At 40.1% G+C, this 17,489-nt stretch carries 16 protein-coding genes and 6 tRNA genes; 16 read left to right on the top strand and 6 right to left on the bottom strand.

Annotation, left to right across the window (positions count from 1 at the left end):
• Nucleotides 1–3 precede the first annotated feature (3 nt).
• From H7T97_RS08385 to H7T97_RS08360, 6 genes are all read left to right on the top strand, one after another.
• A tRNA-Phe gene (locus H7T97_RS08385) sits at nt 4–76 on the top strand.
• 15 nt (nt 77–91) lie between these two features.
• Nucleotides 92–172 (top strand) — tRNA-Tyr (locus H7T97_RS08380).
• Between the two features lie 6 nt (nt 173–178).
• Nucleotides 179–249, top strand: a tRNA-Trp gene (locus H7T97_RS08375).
• 12 nt (nt 250–261) lie between these two features.
• Nucleotides 262–334 (top strand) — tRNA-His (locus H7T97_RS08370).
• Nucleotides 335–353: 19 nt separating this feature from the next.
• Nucleotides 354–425: transfer RNA gene (locus H7T97_RS08365), tRNA-Gln, on the top strand.
• 10 nt (nt 426–435) lie between these two features.
• Nucleotides 436–519: transfer RNA gene (locus H7T97_RS08360), tRNA-Leu, on the top strand.
• 74 nt (nt 520–593) lie between these two features.
• Here H7T97_RS08360 and H7T97_RS08355 read toward each other — a convergent pair.
• From H7T97_RS08355 to H7T97_RS08335, 5 genes are read right to left on the bottom strand one after another with little or no spacing between them, the layout of a single operon-like run.
• Nucleotides 594–1,727, bottom strand: coding sequence for a tyrosine-type recombinase/integrase (locus tag H7T97_RS08355; RefSeq protein ID WP_049486504.1), 1,134 nt, complete (start codon nt 1,725–1,727; stop codon nt 594–596).
• A gap of 3 nt (nt 1,728–1,730) precedes the next feature.
• A complete protein-coding gene (locus H7T97_RS08350) occupies nt 1,731–1,925 on the bottom strand; it encodes a DUF3173 domain-containing protein (RefSeq protein ID WP_201090034.1) in 195 nt (64 codons plus the stop codon).
• 59 nt (nt 1,926–1,984) lie between these two features.
• Nucleotides 1,985–2,371 carry a hypothetical protein gene (locus tag H7T97_RS08345; protein WP_201090032.1) on the bottom strand — a complete coding sequence of 129 codons (387 nt, stop codon included), beginning with the start codon at nt 2,369–2,371 and terminating at the stop codon, nt 1,985–1,987.
• Between the two features lie 2 nt (nt 2,372–2,373).
• Complete coding sequence (locus H7T97_RS08340) at nt 2,374–3,570, bottom strand: replication initiation factor domain-containing protein (RefSeq protein WP_201090030.1); 1,197 nt, start codon at nt 3,568–3,570, stop codon at nt 2,374–2,376.
• Between the two features lie 40 nt (nt 3,571–3,610).
• Entirely contained in the window at nt 3,611–4,084 is a 474-nt protein-coding gene (locus H7T97_RS08335; RefSeq protein WP_201090028.1) for a hypothetical protein, read from the bottom strand.
• Nucleotides 4,085–4,405: 321 nt separating this feature from the next.
• Between H7T97_RS08335 and H7T97_RS08330 the strand changes: the two genes are divergently transcribed.
• The 8 genes from H7T97_RS08330 to H7T97_RS08295 all read left to right on the top strand — a co-directional run bounded on the left by H7T97_RS08330 (nt 4,406) and on the right by H7T97_RS08295 (nt 10,949).
• Nucleotides 4,406–4,858: a helix-turn-helix domain-containing protein gene (locus H7T97_RS08330; RefSeq protein WP_061853398.1), complete on the top strand. Its 453-nt coding sequence runs from the start codon at nt 4,406–4,408 to the stop codon at nt 4,856–4,858.
• 289 nt (nt 4,859–5,147) lie between these two features.
• Nucleotides 5,148–5,783 carry a DJ-1/PfpI family protein gene (locus tag H7T97_RS08325; RefSeq protein ID WP_201090036.1) on the top strand — a complete coding sequence of 212 codons (636 nt, stop codon included), beginning with the start codon at nt 5,148–5,150 and terminating at the stop codon, nt 5,781–5,783.
• Nucleotide 5,784: 1 nt separating this feature from the next.
• Nucleotides 5,785–6,309 (top strand): DUF1697 domain-containing protein, encoded by a 525-nt coding sequence (locus H7T97_RS08320; protein WP_201090026.1) that lies wholly within the window; start codon nt 5,785–5,787, stop codon nt 6,307–6,309.
• Nucleotides 6,310–6,793: 484 nt separating this feature from the next.
• The gene (locus tag H7T97_RS08315) at nt 6,794–7,231 is read left to right on the top strand and encodes a zinc-dependent MarR family transcriptional regulator (protein ID WP_003004547.1); all 438 of its coding nucleotides are present in this window, start codon (nt 6,794–6,796) and stop codon (nt 7,229–7,231) included.
• Nucleotide 7,232: 1 nt separating this feature from the next.
• Nucleotides 7,233–7,937, top strand: coding sequence for a metal ABC transporter ATP-binding protein (locus H7T97_RS08310; protein WP_201090024.1), 705 nt, complete (start codon nt 7,233–7,235; stop codon nt 7,935–7,937).
• Entirely contained in the window at nt 7,930–8,733 is an 804-nt protein-coding gene (locus H7T97_RS08305) for a metal ABC transporter permease (protein ID WP_003009676.1), read from the top strand. Before H7T97_RS08310 ends, H7T97_RS08305 begins: the two co-directional genes overlap by 8 nt.
• A 2-nt stretch (nt 8,734–8,735) precedes the next feature.
• A complete protein-coding gene (locus H7T97_RS08300; RefSeq protein ID WP_118096029.1) occupies nt 8,736–10,241 on the top strand; it encodes a zinc ABC transporter substrate-binding protein AdcA in 1,506 nt (501 codons plus the stop codon).
• 138 nt (nt 10,242–10,379) lie between these two features.
• Nucleotides 10,380–10,949: a DUF6287 domain-containing protein gene (locus H7T97_RS08295; protein ID WP_023919723.1), complete on the top strand. Its 570-nt coding sequence runs from the start codon at nt 10,380–10,382 to the stop codon at nt 10,947–10,949.
• Between the two features lie 190 nt (nt 10,950–11,139).
• Here H7T97_RS08295 and H7T97_RS08290 read toward each other — a convergent pair whose 3' ends face one another.
• The gene (locus tag H7T97_RS08290; protein WP_201090022.1) at nt 11,140–13,215 is read right to left on the bottom strand and encodes a GH92 family glycosyl hydrolase; all 2,076 of its coding nucleotides are present in this window, start codon (nt 13,213–13,215) and stop codon (nt 11,140–11,142) included.
• A 215-nt stretch (nt 13,216–13,430) separates the two neighbouring features.
• On the opposite strand from H7T97_RS08290, the gene H7T97_RS08285 reads away from it, so the two are divergent.
• Nucleotides 13,431–14,711: a glycoside hydrolase family 125 protein gene (locus tag H7T97_RS08285; protein WP_023919687.1), complete on the top strand. Its 1,281-nt coding sequence runs from the start codon at nt 13,431–13,433 to the stop codon at nt 14,709–14,711.
• A gap of 76 nt (nt 14,712–14,787) precedes the next feature.
• On the top strand, nt 14,788–17,433 hold the full coding sequence (locus H7T97_RS08280) for an alpha-mannosidase (RefSeq protein ID WP_201090020.1): 2,646 nt from the start codon (nt 14,788–14,790) through the stop codon (nt 17,431–17,433).
• Nucleotides 17,434–17,489 lie beyond the last annotated feature (56 nt).

The raw sequence follows: 17,489 nt of genomic DNA, 5'->3' as shown, positions 1-17,489 counted from the left end.
TTTGGCTCGGTAGCTCAGTTGGTAGAGCAATGGATTGAAGCTCCATGTGTCGGCGGTTCGATTCCGTCTCGCGCCATCAATTCAATAATCAGGAAGGGTAGCGAAGAGGCTAAACGCGGCGGACTGTAAATCCGCTCCTTCGGGTTCGGGGGTTCGAATCCCTCCCCTTCCATCCTTTACGGGCATAGTTTAAAGGTAGAACTAAGGTCTCCAAAACCTTCAGTGTGGGTTCAATTCCTACTGCCCGTGTTAATAATTATGGCGGGTGTGGTGAAGTGGTTAACACACCAGATTGTGGCTCTGGCATGCGTGGGTTCGATCCCCATCACTCGCCTATTTATTAATATTATTATTGGGGTATAGCCAAGCGGTAAGGCAAGGGACTTTGACTCCCTCATGCGTTGGTTCGAATCCAGCTACCCCAGTTAAATTTATGCCGGCGTGGCGGAATTGGCAGACGCGCTGGACTCAAAATCCAGTGTCCGCAAGGACGTGCCGGTTCGACCCCGGCCGCCGGTATAGTAATAAAGACAAGGTTTTCGGACCTTGTCTTTTTTTCTTTGTTGTGTGTCGAGTTACCAATTTTTTCCATTTTAAAATAAATCATCAAGTTTATTAGCCAATGTTTTCTGTTTGCTAGGGTACAAATGGGAATAAGTATCAATTGTTGTTGTAATAGATGCGTGTCCTAATCTTTCTTTGACAACAAGATAATCTTCTCCTTGATTTATAAGTAATGATGCATGAGAGTGTCTCAGATCATGAATTCTTATTTTCTTTAAATCTTTATCCCTTTCTAGTATTTGCTTAAACTTCTTATCAATCATATTTTTTGTAATTGTTATTGGTGTACTCTGTATTATTTGAAGTTCTTCAGTATTTTTCGTAAATTCCTCAAGTTTTTCTTTTTGTTTTACTTTCCAATCTATTAGCATTTCTGCTAATTTCTGATTTATTGTTATATTTCTAGTTCCTGAACGTGTTTTTGTTGTATTAATGTAGCTTGTATTATTGACAAAGTATACCGTTTTGGTAACGTAAATCGTATTTGTTAAAAGGTTTATATCATTCCAGTTCAATGCGAGGATTTCTCCCATTCTCATTCCAGTAAAGAAAGCAATTACGAAAAACAGGTCATAGCTTATTTCATCATCTCGAATAAGTTCTCTAAATCTTGTGAATTCTTCTATACTCCAAAATTTGATATTAGGCTTGCTAATTGGTAATTTTCTCAGATTCTCAACAGGATTTTTATCAATGAGGGATTTTCTTATACCAGTATCAAAAATTTTTTTAAGTAGAATTAGAATTTTATTAATTGTATTATAACTTAATGTTTCATTTTCATTTTGTTTTTTAGGTTTTGTTTTTAGGTATTCACGAAATTCGAATATATGGTCATACGTTAATTTATTTAAATTTGTATCTTTAAAATAAGGCTTAATATGACGCTCATAATTGTTTCTTTGTGTACTTGTGTAGCTTACTTTTCTGCCATTTTTCAAATCATCTTCTTCAAGTAAGTCGAATAACATATCCGTTGTCACTATAAAGTCAAATTGTTTCTCTTTTAATTCTACAACTCGAATATGTTGTTCTAGTTCTAGGGCTTCCTTTTTAGATTTTAATCCTTTTCGAATGATACGTATTCTTTTTTGTGTGACGGGGTGGAAACCATTAGAAACATCAACGGTCCATTTACCACTTTTAGTTTTACGAATAGTCATTCATTATGCTTCTTTCTGGAGTTCAATTCCTAGTAGTTCTTCAGCGACACTAGCTGGAATTGTACCTATCCGTTTGTTATCGTAGATGTTAAAACCACGATTAACTAATAGTAATTTGCCGGTATGGATAATCTTTCTTGCAGTTCCTGGAGTAAATCCAAGTTCGATAAGGTCATCTTTTGTTACAGTTTTAATCATGTGATCTCCTTTTCTGATTAGATTAAGTAAGGGGAGGATTAACTCCCCTTGTCTAATACTTATTTTTGTTTTACATCTACTAAATGGATAGCATCTGCTTTGTAATACATTGTCGAACTAATCATAGTAGCTTGTAAATTGTCAAATGTAACTGGTACTTCATCCATTGCTTGGATATAGTCATTATCAACTAAAGCTTCTGGATTGTCTACTGAAACTTGGGTTGATTTCTTTTTGAATTGTCCATCCTTGATCGTGACATTGTATTTCCAACCAATGATTTTATCGGTATTAAAACGTCTTTCGCTACCATCTCGGTTTTTGATAACTTCTCCGTTTGCATCTGCTCGGACTTCCGTTTCAAATTTTGGAATAACTTCATCCAATTCAAATTTTGTTCCAATGTTATTAAAATTCCAGTCATTTTGTGAAAGCATTTTTGCCATAGTTAATTTCTCCTTTTGATATTTTCTTTGATTGTGGGGATCAAATCCTCTCTTTTAAAGAGTATTGCCCTTTCTACTAATCCACTTGCTAAATCTGGTGGATATTCCATATTGTTGAGTGCGAGATAGTTAGCTTTCTCATACTCATGCAGTAAGTTATTGTCGTATAGAAATTTATACGCTTTTAGAATAGCTCCTGAACCTTTATAGGTAAACCATTCTAATTTTTGTTCTAGTTCTGTTTTTGGTTTTGAAATAATGATAGAGACAGGTTTTGAGTGACCTAAAAACTTTTCCCAAGATCTCAAAGGTTTTGAGAAATGACTATCACTATAGAACCTCACTTTTTCTTTGAGATATCCCTTGGTAAAGTTGAGAAGATCTATTTCTGAATGCAACCATTCTTGAATGAAGTAGTGAGCTTTTTCTTTCCTAAGTTCTAACTCAGTTCTTATCCAATTTTCTATATACCGCTTGCTGATACCGAGCTTCTCAGCTCGTTCTAAGCGTTTATCGTAAATTCTAAGTCTTTCATCATCATTGGGTTTTCTCAAATATAAGGTTTGGCCGATTGTTTCATCTCCGTAGGTATTGTAGTAAGTGCTTTTTCCATATATAAAGCGTTTCTTCTGACAAATCTTTAGAAGCTGATTAGGAGTGAAATAGGGTGTTTCATTAAAATCATCTATTGCAATATCAATTCGTCTTACTGAAAACTGATTGTAATTGTAGTAGAGGTTGTTCAGAAACTGTCTTTCGGACAGACTATTTGGATCTAATACCATATCTCTAAAGAACTCGAGTGCCTGTCCTGACATGACAAGCATGTAGGACGACTCTTTCGCTCCATAGTAGATACGGATATTCCCATGATGAAGCTGGCTATCATAGTTATAGTATTTAAGGCTCCCTTTATTCTCAATAAATAGGTCATAATCAAGAAATAGAATGTCTTCGATTATTTCTCTTGGCGAAAATTCAGTCTTATCAAACTGAATTTGAATCCAGTCAAATACAGAACGTAAATGTTCATTTTTTGCCATAGATTTTGATTCAACTTTTTGCCTAATTTTGCCACTCTTAAAATCTCCGAAACCCTTGGAAATACTGAATTCTTTCGATGGTACACCTAACTTGCAGAGGGTGGTGTTACTACACACCCTATCGGTCAAAAATGGTCCGTCCGCATCTACGCTCATTTTCGGCTTTCTGCCTCCTGGCTCAGCCGAAAACTCGCTATTAGCCGAACCTATTTTTTGACCTCTTGTTAACAAACCCTAGTAAGCCGGTTTGCATCGACTCTTCAATATCTTGGATTTTCTTTTTTAGACTGGCATTCTCATTTTTTATCAGTCGTATTTCTCGCTTAAATTCCTGTTTTAACGTACTCAGTTCATCGTAGAGCTCATCTATTACTTGGTTTAGGGATTCTTGCTCATTGTCTGCTAGGCTCCCAAATACGGCTTGTATAGCCTCTTTTAGACCTATTTCAAGTTTTAGGTTAGCTAACTTTTGAAATTGTCTAAGGTCTTCGTCTGTAAAGTCATAGGCAACTGTATAACTTAATTGGCGAGTTCTTGGATTTCTACTGATAGGAATTTTAATTTTTTTAAATTCCTTGCCACTTATCTCTTTAATCAGTTGAATCCAATTTTTAAGAGTAGAGGTAGAGTTTAGGCCAGAAATTTGATTGACTAACTCTTTATTGGTCATCTTTTTGTGAAACCTCCGAAATTTTCTTGTGCAACTGAGGACTTTTCTGTGGTATAATTGTTACATAATATGTTTTGATCTTGGAACGAATGGCACATTTGTTTCAAGATTTTTTTATTTTGTCGAATCTTACCTCCTTTATTAAAATTTTTTAAATCGAACTATTAGTTACATACGCTTTTACCTCCTTTTATGATATAATATTCTCAATGGAATATTTAATCTCAAAATAAATATTCCTTATGGAATAATTCTATTTTATACCGTTTAGAATATTTTGTCAAGCTAAAATATACAGAATCGAATATTAAAGAGGATACAATGTTTAGTAATAATTCTTTTGGAGATCGTCTTAAGGAACTGAGAAAGAGTAAGAAGTTAACACAGGTACAAGTTTCTGAGATGATTGATGTACAACAAGGTACTTATTCTCGTTGGGAAAACGGAACTTTAGAGCCTAATTTAGAAGCGGTTGTCAAATTAGCAAAATTATTTGATACCACGACCGACTATTTATTAGGAAAAACGACTTACAGTACTCTAGATGTTGTCCCGCATCCAATCACTAAAATTGATTTGAAAAAATTAAAAGAGTTTAATAAAACAGATCTAAATGATCTGAAGTTTGCTATTGTCATGCATGGGATAAAAAATCATTTCACTGCATTTGACTATATGGACGAGCTAGTCTCTAAATATAATTTAGATGAAGAGGAGCAAGAAATATTGCATACCCTTTTTAAAGAGGTTTATGATTATTTTAATGCAGATTGATGATTTGTTTTTAGTTTCTAAATTCATTCTAGATGTTGGTACTATTTGTCATTATCCTTCACTCTGCTTTTAAACGGGAGCACAGTGGTATTGAGGATAAGTGGTTGAAACGTTGCATAAGTTGATAACATAAATACAAACCTACGGTGAGCCTCCGTAGGTTGTTTAATGTCTAAAAATCGCTATTTTACTGATGAAGTAAAAAATATTGGTATTACAGCGAAACATAAAATATGATACAATAAAAACAATTAATAGTTCGATCATTTATCAAAGAGGAGTAAGAATGATGAAAAATATTTATATGTATATTCAAGATACTATGGCTGATTTCGAACACGGCTATTTAATGCAGGCGCTAAGCTTACAGTCAATGTTAGGAGAAGCTAAAGTAAAATTAGTAACAGTTTCTAAAGGGAAAAAGTCTATAAAAACTGCTGGAGGCATGACAATTGTTCCAGATGTTAATCTATATGATTTAGATACTGCAAATGCAGCTGCGCTAGTGCTTATTGGAGGTGATACTTGGTTGGATAATGAGCAAGATGATGTTTTAGAAGTAGCCTCTAAACTATTGCAAGAAAATATTTTAGTTGGAGCTATTTGTGGCGCTACTTTGGGATTAGCTGAAAAAGGAATTTTAGATAATCGATATCATACAAGTAATGCTTCATTCTTTTTAACCCAGATGAGCCAACATTATCGAGGGCAGGATTATTATAAAGATAAGATTGCAGTTCAAGATGGAAAGCTTATTACCGCTAGCTCAGCCGGATCTTTATCATGGACTAAGCTCATTGTCGAGGAGTTAGGCCTATATTCAAAATCTACAGTAGAAGCATGGTTTAATTATTTTTCAACGGGGGATGCTCATTATTATTTTGAAATGATGAACTCTTTAGAAAAAGATGCACAAGGACATTAGTATGAAAAAGATTATTCTTCTTCGCGGAGTAACACCAACAGGTACCAATAGAATTCCCAAAATGTCTTATTTAGTAGAAATCCTAACAGAAGTTGGTTTTTTAAATGTTCAAACATATATTCAGAGTGGGAATATACTGTTAGAATCAGAGTTATCTGACGAAGAAATCAGAAAGTTAGTTCATGATACGATTTTGGATAAAATTGGAGCTGATTTATCAATAATTATCAAAGAAATTAATCAATTAGAGATTGCTATTCAAGAAAACCCATTTGATAGTACTTATGATAGTTCTCGTATTCATCTAGTTTTTACTAACGAAGAGATTCCCGAAAGTACTCTAACAGAACTTAGTAGAGAGAATTTTGGAGATGAAGAGTTCTATGGTGGTCACGAGTGCTGTTACCTATATTTACCACGTGATGCTCGAAAAAAACGTTTAAACACAAATTATCTTGAAAAGAAATTTGGAATTCGGATGACTATGAGGAAGTTGAGTGTGGTAGAACGACTTACGAAATTATAATCTTTAAACAAGATAACTACATAACGTTCCATATCCTCCTTGTTAGGGGAAAGAAGCTTCTTTTTGTTTGATTTCCTAGATATAGTTCTATTTAGTTTCTATATTTTTAGTATTCTAAAAGAGATAAAGGAATTAAAGTAAATAAAAGGTAAGTAAATAGATAGACGTAATCTAATTTGAATTATCTTTATCTGGGGCATGAGTCCGTGTCTTTAACGGGTTACCAAAAAGTTACAAAAATTTGAAAAATGAGTCTATTTTGCAAGATTCAAAAGGCTTAAAACCCTATTAAATCAAGGTTGTAAGATTTAAATAATGTAGTTATGGAACTCAAAATCCAGTGTCCGCAAGGACGTGCCGGTTCGACCCCGGCCGCCGGTATAGATTATAAAGGAGTTTTACTCCTTTTTTTGTTTTATTTTTTTCTTTTTTATGATATAATTAACCGGTAAAGTTTCTTTTGGTGAATTAGAAGGAGTTTATTTTGTCTGAAGTTGCAAATAAAATCGATCGATTTTTAAATTCTATTTTATTGTTATCAGAAAATCAGCATGAGATTTTAGTTGGTTCTTGTACAAGTGGTGTTTCATTAACCAACACTCAGGAACATATTTTGATGCTGGTTGCTGATGAAGCTCTAACCAATTCTGTCTTAGCTAAGAAATTGAATGTCAGTCAGGCGGCTATCACGAAGGCTGTGAAACCCTTATTAAGTCAGGGGATGTTAGAGACTTATCGCGATGAGAATGATGCTCGGGTTCTCTATTACCGCTTAACTGAGATTGGTAAGCCGATTGCATTAGAGCATCAGCACCACCATCAGCATACCCTTCACACTTATGAGGATGTTTTGTCGAAGTTTACTAAGAATGAGCAAGGGGTTATTTCGCGGTTTTTAGATTTATTGGAAGAGGAGTTATAGTTTGAGGTATATTACGGTTTCGAATTTATCGTTTTATTATGATCGGGAACCGGTTTTAGAAGGGATCAATTACTACTTAGATAGTGGGGAGTTTGTGACCTTGACCGGGGAAAATGGTGCTGCTAAGTCAACCTTGATTAAGGCTAGTCTTGGCATTTTACAGCCCAAGGTTGGGACTGTTGAGATTTCAAAGACGAATGTTAAGGGAAAGAAGTTAAGGATTGCTTATTTGCCACAACAGATTGCTAGTTTTAATGCTGGATTTCCAAGTACGGTCTATGAATTTGTGAAGTCAGGTCGGTATCCTCGTAAAGGCTGGTTTCGAAAGTTGAATGAGCACGATGAAAAACATATTCTGAAGAGTTTAGAATCTGTTGGGATGCTGGAGTTCAAGGATCGGGCGATTGGTTCTTTGTCTGGTGGTCAGAAACAACGGGCTGTCATTGCTCGGATGTTTGCTTCAGATCCGGATATCTTTGTTTTAGATGAACCGACAACAGGGATGGATGCGATGACAAAGAGTGATTTTTATGAGTTAATGCATCACAGTGCGCATCACCATCAAAAATCTGTTTTGATGATTACACATGACCCTGAAGAGGTTAACCAATTTGCGGATCGGAATATTCATTTGGTTCGCGACCAGAGCTCTCCTTGGAGATGTTTTAACGTCCATGATACAGAAGGGGAGGGTGACCATGCTTGATTTATTCCAGTATGATTTTATGCAGCGGGCCTTGTTGGCTATGGTTGCGATGAGTCTTTTTTCTCCTGTATTAGGGATTTTCTTAATTTTAAGACGGCAGAGTCTAATGAGTGATACGCTGAGTCACGTTTCTCTTGCGGGTGTCGCTTTTGGGCTTTTCCTTGGAATCTCCCCGACGCTCTCGACTATGATCATTGTCATTATAGCTGCGGTTTTTCTTGAGTATTTGCGGACATTATTTAAGGACTTTATGGAGATCGGGACGGCAATTCTAATGTCCACTGGTCTTGCCCTAGCTTTAGTACTGATGCGTGGTGGTGGGAAAAGCTCGATGAGCTTGGATCAGTATTTGTTTGGTTCTACCCTAACCATTACGGATGAACAGGTGATCGCCTTGTTTGTGATTGCTTTCGTTGTATTAGTGCTGACGGCCTTATTCTTGCGGCCTATGTATATTTTGACTTTTGATGAAGATACGGCCTTCGTAGATGGCCTTCCGGTCCGGACCATGTCCATTTTATTTAATGTGGTGACAGGGGTTGCTATCGCCTTAATGATTCCTGCAGCAGGATCGTTATTGGTTTCAACTATCATGGTCTTACCGGCTAGTATTGCGCTGAAATTAGGGAAGAACTTCCGTGGGGTCATGCTGATTGCGGTCATCATTGGCTTTATCGGGATGTTTAGTGGGTTGATTTTGTCTTATATTGCAGATACACCAGCGAGTGCCAGCATCACGCTTTTATTTGTGGCACTGTTCTTGCTTGTGAATCTTGGATCACGTTTGAGGAAGTAAATATGAAATTTAAAAAAATAGGTTTAATGTTGTTGGTGGCTTTTGCCCTTATCTTGACTGCTTGTGGTAAAAGTCAGAGTCAAAATGGAAAATTAAAAGTGATGACCACTTTTTATCCTGTTTATGATTTTACAAAAAATATTGTCGGAGATGAAGGAACGGTAGACCTGCTCATTGGAGCGGGATCAGAGCCTCATGAATATGAATTGTCTGCTAAGGGGCGGGCTATGATTCAAGATTCGGATGTTTTCGTCTATGAAAATGAAAATATGGAAACGTGGGTTCCAAATCTTTTGAAATCAATGAAGGATAAGAAAACCAAAGTGATCGATGCTACCAAGGGCATGGTCTTGCTTCCTGGATTGGAAGAGGAACATGAACACGAAGGTGGCGAAGAACACCATCATGAATATGATCCTCACCTTTGGCTCTCTCCACATCGTGCCATGAAGATGGTAGAGTCGATTCGTGATCAATTGGTGGCAGCTTATCCAGATAAGAAAAAGACGTTTGAGAAAAATGCCCAAGCCTATCTAAAGAAATTACAGGCCTTGGATCAAGCTTATCAGGATGGCTTGAAAGATGCGAAACAAAAGAATTTTGTAACCCAACACGCGGCTTTCCGTTACTTGGCCTTGGATTATGGCTTAAACCAGGTGGCCATTTCAGGGATTTCACCTGATAGCGAGCCTTCTGCTGCACGATTGCGTGAATTGACAGAGTATATCAAGAAAAATGAGATCAAGGTCATTTACTTTGAGGAAAATGCTTCTAAGTCCTTGGCGAAAACCTTGTCTTCTGAAGCTGGTGTTGAGTTGGCTGTCTTAAATCCTTTGGAAAGCCTGACGGATCAAGAAATGAAAGATGGCGAAGACTACGTGTCTGTTATGAAGGAGAATCTGAAGGCGCTAGAGAAAACAACGTCACAAGCTGGTAAGGATATTCAACCGGAACATGAGGAAGACGCTAAGACAGTTCAAAAGGGCTATTTCGAGGATAGTCAAGTGAAGGATCGTAGTTTGGCAAATTATGCGGGTGATTGGAAATCGGTTTATCCATACTTGCAAGATGGAACTTTGGATCAGGTATTTGATTATAAGGCAAAATTAAATCCAACTATGACGGCTGCTGAGTATAAGGAATATTATACCAAGGGTTACCAAACAGATATTGATCGGATTAAGATTGATAAGGATTCAATGGAGTTTTATCAAAAAGGATCTTCTAAGAAATATACCTATAAATACGTAGGTAAGCACATTTTGACTTATAAGAAGGGGAATCGTGGTGTTCGTTATCTCTTTGAAGCCAAGGAGAGCGATGCGGGAGACTTCAAATATGTTCAATTTAGTGACCATGAAATTACTCCGGTAAAGGCAGCCCACTTCCACATTTTCCATGGAGGAAAGAGTCAAGAAGCGCTTTATGATGAGTTGGAAAATTGGCCAACGTATTATCCTTCGAACTTATCTGGTTTAGAAGTAGCACAGGAAATGCTGGCTCATTGAGAGCTGTATCAAAAGAGAGACTAGGACTGATTATCCCGGTCTCTTTTTGATTAAAAATGGGGAGTGAAGCTTGTCAAATGCTTGAAAATACGTTACAATGAAAGGGCTTTAAATTAAAAAATGTATGGGGAATTTTAAATGAAAAAAGTTGGTGCAATTCTTGTGAGTCTTCTCAGCGTGGTCCTGTTGGTAGCTTGTTCGCAACAGGGAGCGAGTAAAAAATCAACCGCTTCCTCTAGTCAAACGAATGCCTCTTCTGAAGTCAAAAAGACGGCTGCTTCTAGTTCAGAAGTGAAGGAGAAAGAAAAAAAAGAAGAGAAAAAAGAAGAGAAAAAAGAAGTGAAGAAAATGGATCTTGAGGCTATTGCTAATGGGGATTACAGCAGTATTGCTGGTGTCTGGCAAGATGATAAAGGAAATAAGCTGGTCTTTAACGACAAAGGGTTGGTTTCACAAGAGTTAGAGGGCTATGGTGCTTCTTTGACGGATTATGGGACAGCCTCAGAAGGGATCTATGGTGGTCGTGATGGTGGCTTTTTGTTGGAGTATATCCCTGCAGGAGTGACCATTGGTGATCAGGTCGATGATCAAGGGCAAGTTGTTTTTAAGGATACATCCGATGCCTCTAAGAACCGCTTGTGGTCTGGTGTTGGAATCGCTAGTTTTGGGGAACAAGGATCGATCTACTATCATGTAGGAGATGAATAATAGAAAAAAGAGGCTGGGACAAAAGTCCTAGCCTCTCAATTATTTTTAGATTGTCGAGCAAGACGCAGTGGTTGAGTGGGCTCTACTACGCTGATTTCATCAGCTTTTACAGCCCTACTCAACTGTGCGGAGGTGGGACGACGAAATCGAATTCTAACGAATGACCGATTTCTGTCCCACTTTCTTTTTCTTATGCATGTGGGGGGAGCCATGAAAGGTCAAACTGGAGCAATTGGGCTTCAAGGAGATCTTGATGGGAAATCTCTTGTTTCTCTTTGCCATCTAATAGGGCTTTTTGGATGAAATAGGCGCCTGCAGTGTGTGAGTTGGCGCAAATCTTGAGCTCTTGCTTGGGAAGATGGAGAAGGACTTCTTTAAAGAGAGGGAGTCCCAGATCATAGATTGGTTTTCCTGGACAGGTTGGATAGAGTCCAAGGGCTGACCAGATGTACCAAGCAGATAGGCTACCATTGTCCTCATCACCTGGATAGGCTTGGAAATCTTGATGGAAAGCTTGGGAGCGGATCTGGTGGATCAGGAGATTAGTGTATTCGGGATGAAGACTGTAACGGAAGAGGTAGGGAATGTGAAAGCTGGGTTGATTGGAGATGGCGATCTGCCCAAATGGAGCTTGGGCCATTTCACTCATTTCATGGATTTCATAGCCATATCCTCTTACATCAAATTGAGGTCTTTGATTGGCCAGATCCAGCAGTCGTTGGGTGAAGGCTTTTTTACCGCCCATTAGCTCTATCAGGCCGGAGAGGTCGTGTAAGGCTCCAAAAGTAGCCTGGGTGGCAGAGCATTCTGCATAATCTCCTCCCCAGCTAGTAGGAGAGAAGGGTTCTTTAAAGTTTCCATTGGTGGATCGTGCTCTCATAAAGCCTGTTTGGGTATCATACAATGTTCGGTAGGAGAGGCTGGAAGTAGCATACTGAGTAGCCGTTTCTGTCTGACCCAATTGCTTGGCAACGGTAGCAATGCAAAAATCACTATAGGCATAATCGAGGCTATGGCTCACACTTTCGTGAAAATCATCGGGTAGGTAGCCAAGGGCCTTGTAGCTTTCATTACCATGGCGACCAAAATGTTGAGTGGGGTCTGTTTTTTGAGCCGTCTGGAGCATGGCTGTCAGGATGTTTTCATGTAGGTCTGGTGCGATCCCTTTTGTGACAGCATCCGCAAAGACGCCATCGATGAGGGTGCCTGGCATCATCCCTCGTTCATCTGGGGCCAACCATTTTGGTAGAAAACCAGTATCCTTGTAAGTGTTTAAAAATCCTTCGAGAAAGTGACGGTAGTAATCGGGGTAGACAAGGCTAAAGAGCGGAAAAGAGGTCCGAAAGAGGTCCCAAAATCCGATATTCGTATAAGCTTTTCCTGATTTGATTTCATTATGGGTGACATCCAGGTGCCAGTCATTTCCCTCAGTATCCGTTTCATAAAAAGTTTGAGGGAAAAGGAGGAGTCTGTAAAGGCAATGGTCGAAAAAGGCTTGGTCACGCCCTCCGGTATCCTTCACTTCAATTCGTTTTAGCAGCTGATTCCATTGATCGGTTGCTTCTTTTTTAGCTTCCTCTAGGGAAGGGTTGGGAAGATGGCTGTGAGCCATGTCTTGGGACAGATAAGAAGTTCCTAATTGGACGGTCACTTCATTGCTAGAAAAGGTGAGAAAAAGATCTTGATCGATATGAGTGACGTTCTCGATCGGCTGGCTAAATTGCCACTGGAGAAAGAAAGAGTAGAAAGTATCTGCGGTATGGGCCTGATCCAGAATGTGGAAGTGGCAGGTTTGGTCTGTCAGAGTCAAGTCCTCTAGTTCCTTTGCTGCATGAAAGCAGAGTGTTAGCTTTTCTGGTGCTCGAAAGCGCATGACAGCCCCGTAGCGACTTGGAACCAGCTCGCTTTGAATCTGATAACGTTCCGAAAAAATACGAAGGTAGTGGGGCTGGAAAAGAGCTTCTTTCATTGAATAACTGCTTTGGCGACGGAAGAGGTCGGAACTTGTAACTTCTCCTGTGATGGGCGTGATGAGGCACCAAGCGTAGTCTCCTATCCAAGGACTAGGCTGGTGGGTGAGGCGAAAACCCTGAAAAATAGGAAGATTGGGGTTGAAAAACCAAGCCCCTTGTTCGTGTGTCGTCTGGGGAAGGAAGTAGTTCATTCCAAAAGGGACTCCAGTATAAGGGAGGGTATTTCCGTGGGAATAGTGGGGATGATTCTCGCTTCCCCAGCGGGTATCGATGGTCTGGCAAGTTGTGCGCATCTTGTCTCCTTTTTCTTCATCAACCTTAAATGATCTGTGTTTTTCTTGGAACACGCGGTGGTATTTTCTTCATTGTATCAAAGTGTTGTCAAATATGATAGCGTTTTTATCAAATGGAAAATTTTGTAGAAAAAGGGCTATAGTTTGCGTATGTATTTCCCCTTTGAAATCTTTTATACTGAATAGGAAAGAATCGATACGTGTGAGGAAAATAAATGACCTATTCAAAAGAAATTGTGCGAGAATGGTTGGATCAAGTGGCTGAGCGAGCTAAGGAGTACCCGGAGTGGGTGGATGTCTTTGAACGTTGTTATACAGACACTTTGGACAACACAGTTGAAATTTTAGAAGATGGTTCAACCTTTGTGTTAACAGGGGACATCCCAGCTATGTGGCTGCGTGACTCAACGGCTCAATTGAGACCCTATCTTCATGTGGCAAAAAGAGACCCTCGTTTGCGCCAGACCATTGCTGGTTTGGTCAAACGCCAGATGACCTTGATCCTCAAGGATCCCTATGCTAACTCTTTTAATATTGAGGAGAACTGGAAAGGCCACCACGAGACCGACCACACCGATTTGAATGGCTGGATTTGGGAGCGCAAGTATGAAGTGGATTCGCTTTGCTATCCCTTGCAATTGGCTTATCTCCTGTGGAAGGAAACAGGTGAGACTAGCCAATTTGATGAGACTTTTGTTACAGCGACCAAGGAAATCCTTCATCTTTGGACAGTGGAACAAGACCACAAGAATTCCCCTTATCGCTTTGTTCGGGATACAGATCGTAAGGAAGACACGCTGGTGAATGATGGCTTTGGGCCAGATTTCGCTGTGACAGGGATGACCTGGTCAGCCTTTCGTCCAAGTGATGACTGCTGTCAGTATAGTTACTTGATTCCGTCCAATATGTTTGCAGTGGTTGTCTTGGGTTATGTGCAAGAAATCTTCGCAACATTGAATCTAGCCGATAGCGAGAGCATCATTGCAGATGCCAAACGCCTGCAGGCGGAGATTCAAGAAGGGATCGAAAACTACGCCTACACCACTAACAGCAAGGGTGAGAAAATCTATGCCTTTGAGGTAGACGGTTTGGGAAATGCTAGCATCATGGATGATCCGAACGTACCAAGCTTGTTGGCGGCTCCTTATCTTGGTTATTGTGCGATCGAAGATGAAGTCTACCAAGCCACTCGTCGGACGATTTTGAGCCCTGAAAATCCTTACTTCTATGAAGGGAAGTATGCTAGTGGGCTCGGAAGTTCTCATACCTTTTATCGCTATATCTGGCCGATTGCTTTATCCATTCAAGGATTGACAACAAATGATAAAGCTGAGAAAAAACATTTGCTGGACCAGTTGGTTGCCTGCGATGGAGGCACGGGCGTCATGCACGAAAGTTTCCATGTAGATGATCCAACCAAATACTCGCGTGAATGGTTCTCTTGGGCCAACATGATGTTCTGTGAATTGGTCTTGGATTACTTGGATATTCGCTAATGAGCTGTCGCTTAACAGATTCTGGGAAAGAATCAAAAATATATTTTTAAATTTAAGTTAGAATGAGGTTTTACTCATGGAAAATGTTGTTGTACATATCATCTCTCACAGCCACTGGGATCGTGAGTGGTATTTACCTTTTGAAAGTCACCGCATGCAATTGGTGGAACTCTTTGACAATCTCTTTGATCTTTTTGAAAATGACCCTGAATTCAAAAGTTTCCACTTGGATGGACAAACCATTGTCCTTGACGACTATTTAGAAATTCGCCCTGAAAACCGTGACAAGGTGCAGCGCTATATCGACGAGGGCAAGCTCAAGATTGGTCCCTTCTATATTTTGCAGGATGATTACCTGATCTCTAGTGAAGCCAATGTCCGCAATACCTTGATTGGACAGGCTGAATGCGCTAAATGGGGCAAATCTACTCAGATTGGTTATTTCCCAGATACCTTTGGAAATATGGGGCAAGCCCCTCAAATCCTTCAAAAATCAGGGATTCACGTAGCAGCCTTTGGTCGTGGTGTTAAACCAATCGGATTTGATAACCAAGTCCTCGAAGATGAGCAATTCACCTCTCAATTTTCTGAAATGTACTGGCAAGGGGCGGATGGTAGCCGTGTGCTAGGTATTCTCTTTGCCAACTGGTACAGTAATGGGAACGAAATTCCAGTGGATAAAGATGAAGCTTTGGCTTTTTGGAAACAAAAATTGGCAGATGTTCGTGACTATGCCTCCACCAACCAATGGTTGATGATGAACGGCTGCGACCACCAACCAGTTCAACGAAACTTGAGTGAAGCAATTCGCGTGGCTAACGAACTATTTCCTGACGTGACCTTTATCCATAGCTCTTTTGATGAATATGTGCAAGCAGTGGAAAGTGCGCTTCCTGAGCAATTATCAACAGTTACAGGAGAATTGACCAGTCAGGAAACCGATGGTTGGTACACACTGGCAAATACGTCTTCCTCTCGGATTTATCTCAAGCAAGCCTTCCAAGAAAACAGCAACTTGCTCGAGCAAGTGGTGGAACCTTTGACCATCATTACTGGTGGGCACAACCACAAGGATCAATTGACCTATGCCTGGAAGACACTCTTACAAAATGCGCCACACGATAGTATTTGTGGATGTAGCGTAGATGATGTTCACCGTGAAATGGAAGTTCGTTTTGCCAAGGTCAACCAAGTTGGAAACTTCGTCAAGACCAACCTTCTGAACGAATGGAAGGGTAAGCTAGCAACTCAAAAAGCCCAGAGTGAGCACCTCTTTACGGTCATCAATACTGGCTTGCATAATAAGGTGGATACCGTCAGCACGATTGTCGATGTAGCAGTTTGTCCGTTTAAGGAATTGCATCCGACAGAAGGCTTCAAGAAAATGGCCGCTTTGACCTTGCCAGACTACCACGTAGAAGATTTAGATGGGCAACTTGTAGAAGCAGAGATTGAGGACTTGGGAGCAAGCTTTGGCTATACCCTGCCTAAGGATAAATTCCGTCAACCTTATATCGCGCGTCAAGTGCGCGTGACGGTTCCGGTTCACCTAGCGCCTCTTTCTTGGACCACCTTCCAGCTCTTGGAAGGCAAAGCACCTCATCATGATGGTCTTTTCCAAAATGGGGTGATTGATACGCCATTTGTAACCCTTAGTATCGATGATGGCTTGACCCTCTATGATAAAACGACCAATGAGGCTTATGAGGATTTCCTTCGTTTTGAAGATCGTGGTGATATTGGAAATGAATATATCTACTTCCAACCAAAAGGAACAGAGCCGATCTATGCGGAGTTAACAGCTTATGAGGTCTTGGAAAACAATGCTCGCTATGCCAAAATCTTGCTCAAGCATGACTTGACGATCCCGGTCAGCGCGGATGAACAATTGGATGCGGAGCAAAGAGGCATTATCGAGTTTATGAACCGCAAGGCAAGTCGCTCAGAAGAGCTGACAACCATCCCTCTTGAAACGGAGATGACCATCTTTGTAGATGATCCACAAATTCGCTTCAAGACGCGCTTTACCAATACTGCCAAGGATCACCGCATCCGTCTCCTGGTCAAGACTCACAATACACGTCCAAGCAATGATTCTGAAAGTATCTATGAAGTTGTGACACGGCCAAATAAACCGGCTGCTTCTTGGGAAAATCCTGAAAATCCTCAACACCAGCAAGCTTTCGTCAGCTTGTATGATGACATCAAAGGGGTAACAGTGGCCAATAAAGGATTGCATGAATACGAAATCCTTGGAGACGATACGATAGCTGTAACACTTCTCCGTGCTTCCGGTGAACTTGGTGACTGGGGCTATTTCCCAACACCAGAAGCACAATGCTTACGGGACTTTGAGGTTGAATATGCAGTAGAATGCCATCAAGCTCAGGGGCGCTTCTCTGCTTATCGTCGAGCGAAAGCTTTGCAGACACCGATGACCAGCCTTCAAGTTGAAAAACAAGAAGGAAGTGTAGCAGCGTCTGGTAGCTTACTCAAGCATACCGCCTTGACGCATCCTCAGGTTTGTCCAACAGCCTTTAAGGTAGCAGAAAATGAAGAAGGTTACATCCTTCGCTATTACAACATGAGCCAAGAAAATGTGCGCGTGTCAGAAGGACAACAAACGGTTGTCGATCTTCTGGAACAACCGTATCCGGTCCATACAGGTTTATTGGCACCGCAAGAAATCCGGACAGAATGGATTAAAAAAGAAGAAATCTAATTTCAAAAAGGTAACATAAAAGAAAGGAGGAGCGAAAAAGTAAGAACCGACTGCTG

Source organism: Streptococcus parasanguinis (assembly GCF_016648925.1).
Taxonomy (GTDB): domain Bacteria; phylum Bacillota; class Bacilli; order Lactobacillales; family Streptococcaceae; genus Streptococcus.
The sequence above is the reverse complement of the archived record's forward strand: the minus strand, read 5'-3'. Positions and strand labels throughout refer to the sequence as shown.

What these genes read in the sequence shown, in the direction of transcription:
- H7T97_RS08355 (WP_049486504.1), bottom strand. Translation starts at nt 1,727, where the DNA reads ATGACTATTCGTAAAACTAAAAGTGGTAAATGGACCGTTGATGTTTCT.
- H7T97_RS08350 (WP_201090034.1), bottom strand. Translation starts at nt 1,925, where the DNA reads ATGATTAAAACTGTAACAAAAGATGACCTTATCGAACTTGGATTTACT.
- H7T97_RS08345 (WP_201090032.1), bottom strand. Translation starts at nt 2,371, where the DNA reads ATGGCAAAAATGCTTTCACAAAATGACTGGAATTTTAATAACATTGGA.
- H7T97_RS08340 (WP_201090030.1), bottom strand. Translation starts at nt 3,570, where the DNA reads ATGAGCGTAGATGCGGACGGACCATTTTTGACCGATAGGGTGTGTAGT.
- H7T97_RS08335 (WP_201090028.1), bottom strand. Translation starts at nt 4,084, where the DNA reads ATGACCAATAAAGAGTTAGTCAATCAAATTTCTGGCCTAAACTCTACC.
- H7T97_RS08330 (WP_061853398.1), top strand. Translation starts at nt 4,406, where the DNA reads ATGTTTAGTAATAATTCTTTTGGAGATCGTCTTAAGGAACTGAGAAAG.
- H7T97_RS08325 (WP_201090036.1), top strand. Translation starts at nt 5,148, where the DNA reads ATGAAAAATATTTATATGTATATTCAAGATACTATGGCTGATTTCGAA.
- H7T97_RS08320 (WP_201090026.1), top strand. Translation starts at nt 5,785, where the DNA reads ATGAAAAAGATTATTCTTCTTCGCGGAGTAACACCAACAGGTACCAAT.
- H7T97_RS08305 (WP_003009676.1), top strand. Translation starts at nt 7,930, where the DNA reads ATGCTTGATTTATTCCAGTATGATTTTATGCAGCGGGCCTTGTTGGCT.
- H7T97_RS08300 (WP_118096029.1), top strand. Translation starts at nt 8,736, where the DNA reads ATGAAATTTAAAAAAATAGGTTTAATGTTGTTGGTGGCTTTTGCCCTT.
- H7T97_RS08295 (WP_023919723.1), top strand. Translation starts at nt 10,380, where the DNA reads ATGAAAAAAGTTGGTGCAATTCTTGTGAGTCTTCTCAGCGTGGTCCTG.
- H7T97_RS08290 (WP_201090022.1), bottom strand. Translation starts at nt 13,215, where the DNA reads ATGCGCACAACTTGCCAGACCATCGATACCCGCTGGGGAAGCGAGAAT.
- H7T97_RS08285 (WP_023919687.1), top strand. Translation starts at nt 13,431, where the DNA reads ATGACCTATTCAAAAGAAATTGTGCGAGAATGGTTGGATCAAGTGGCT.
- H7T97_RS08280 (WP_201090020.1), top strand. Translation starts at nt 14,788, where the DNA reads ATGGAAAATGTTGTTGTACATATCATCTCTCACAGCCACTGGGATCGT.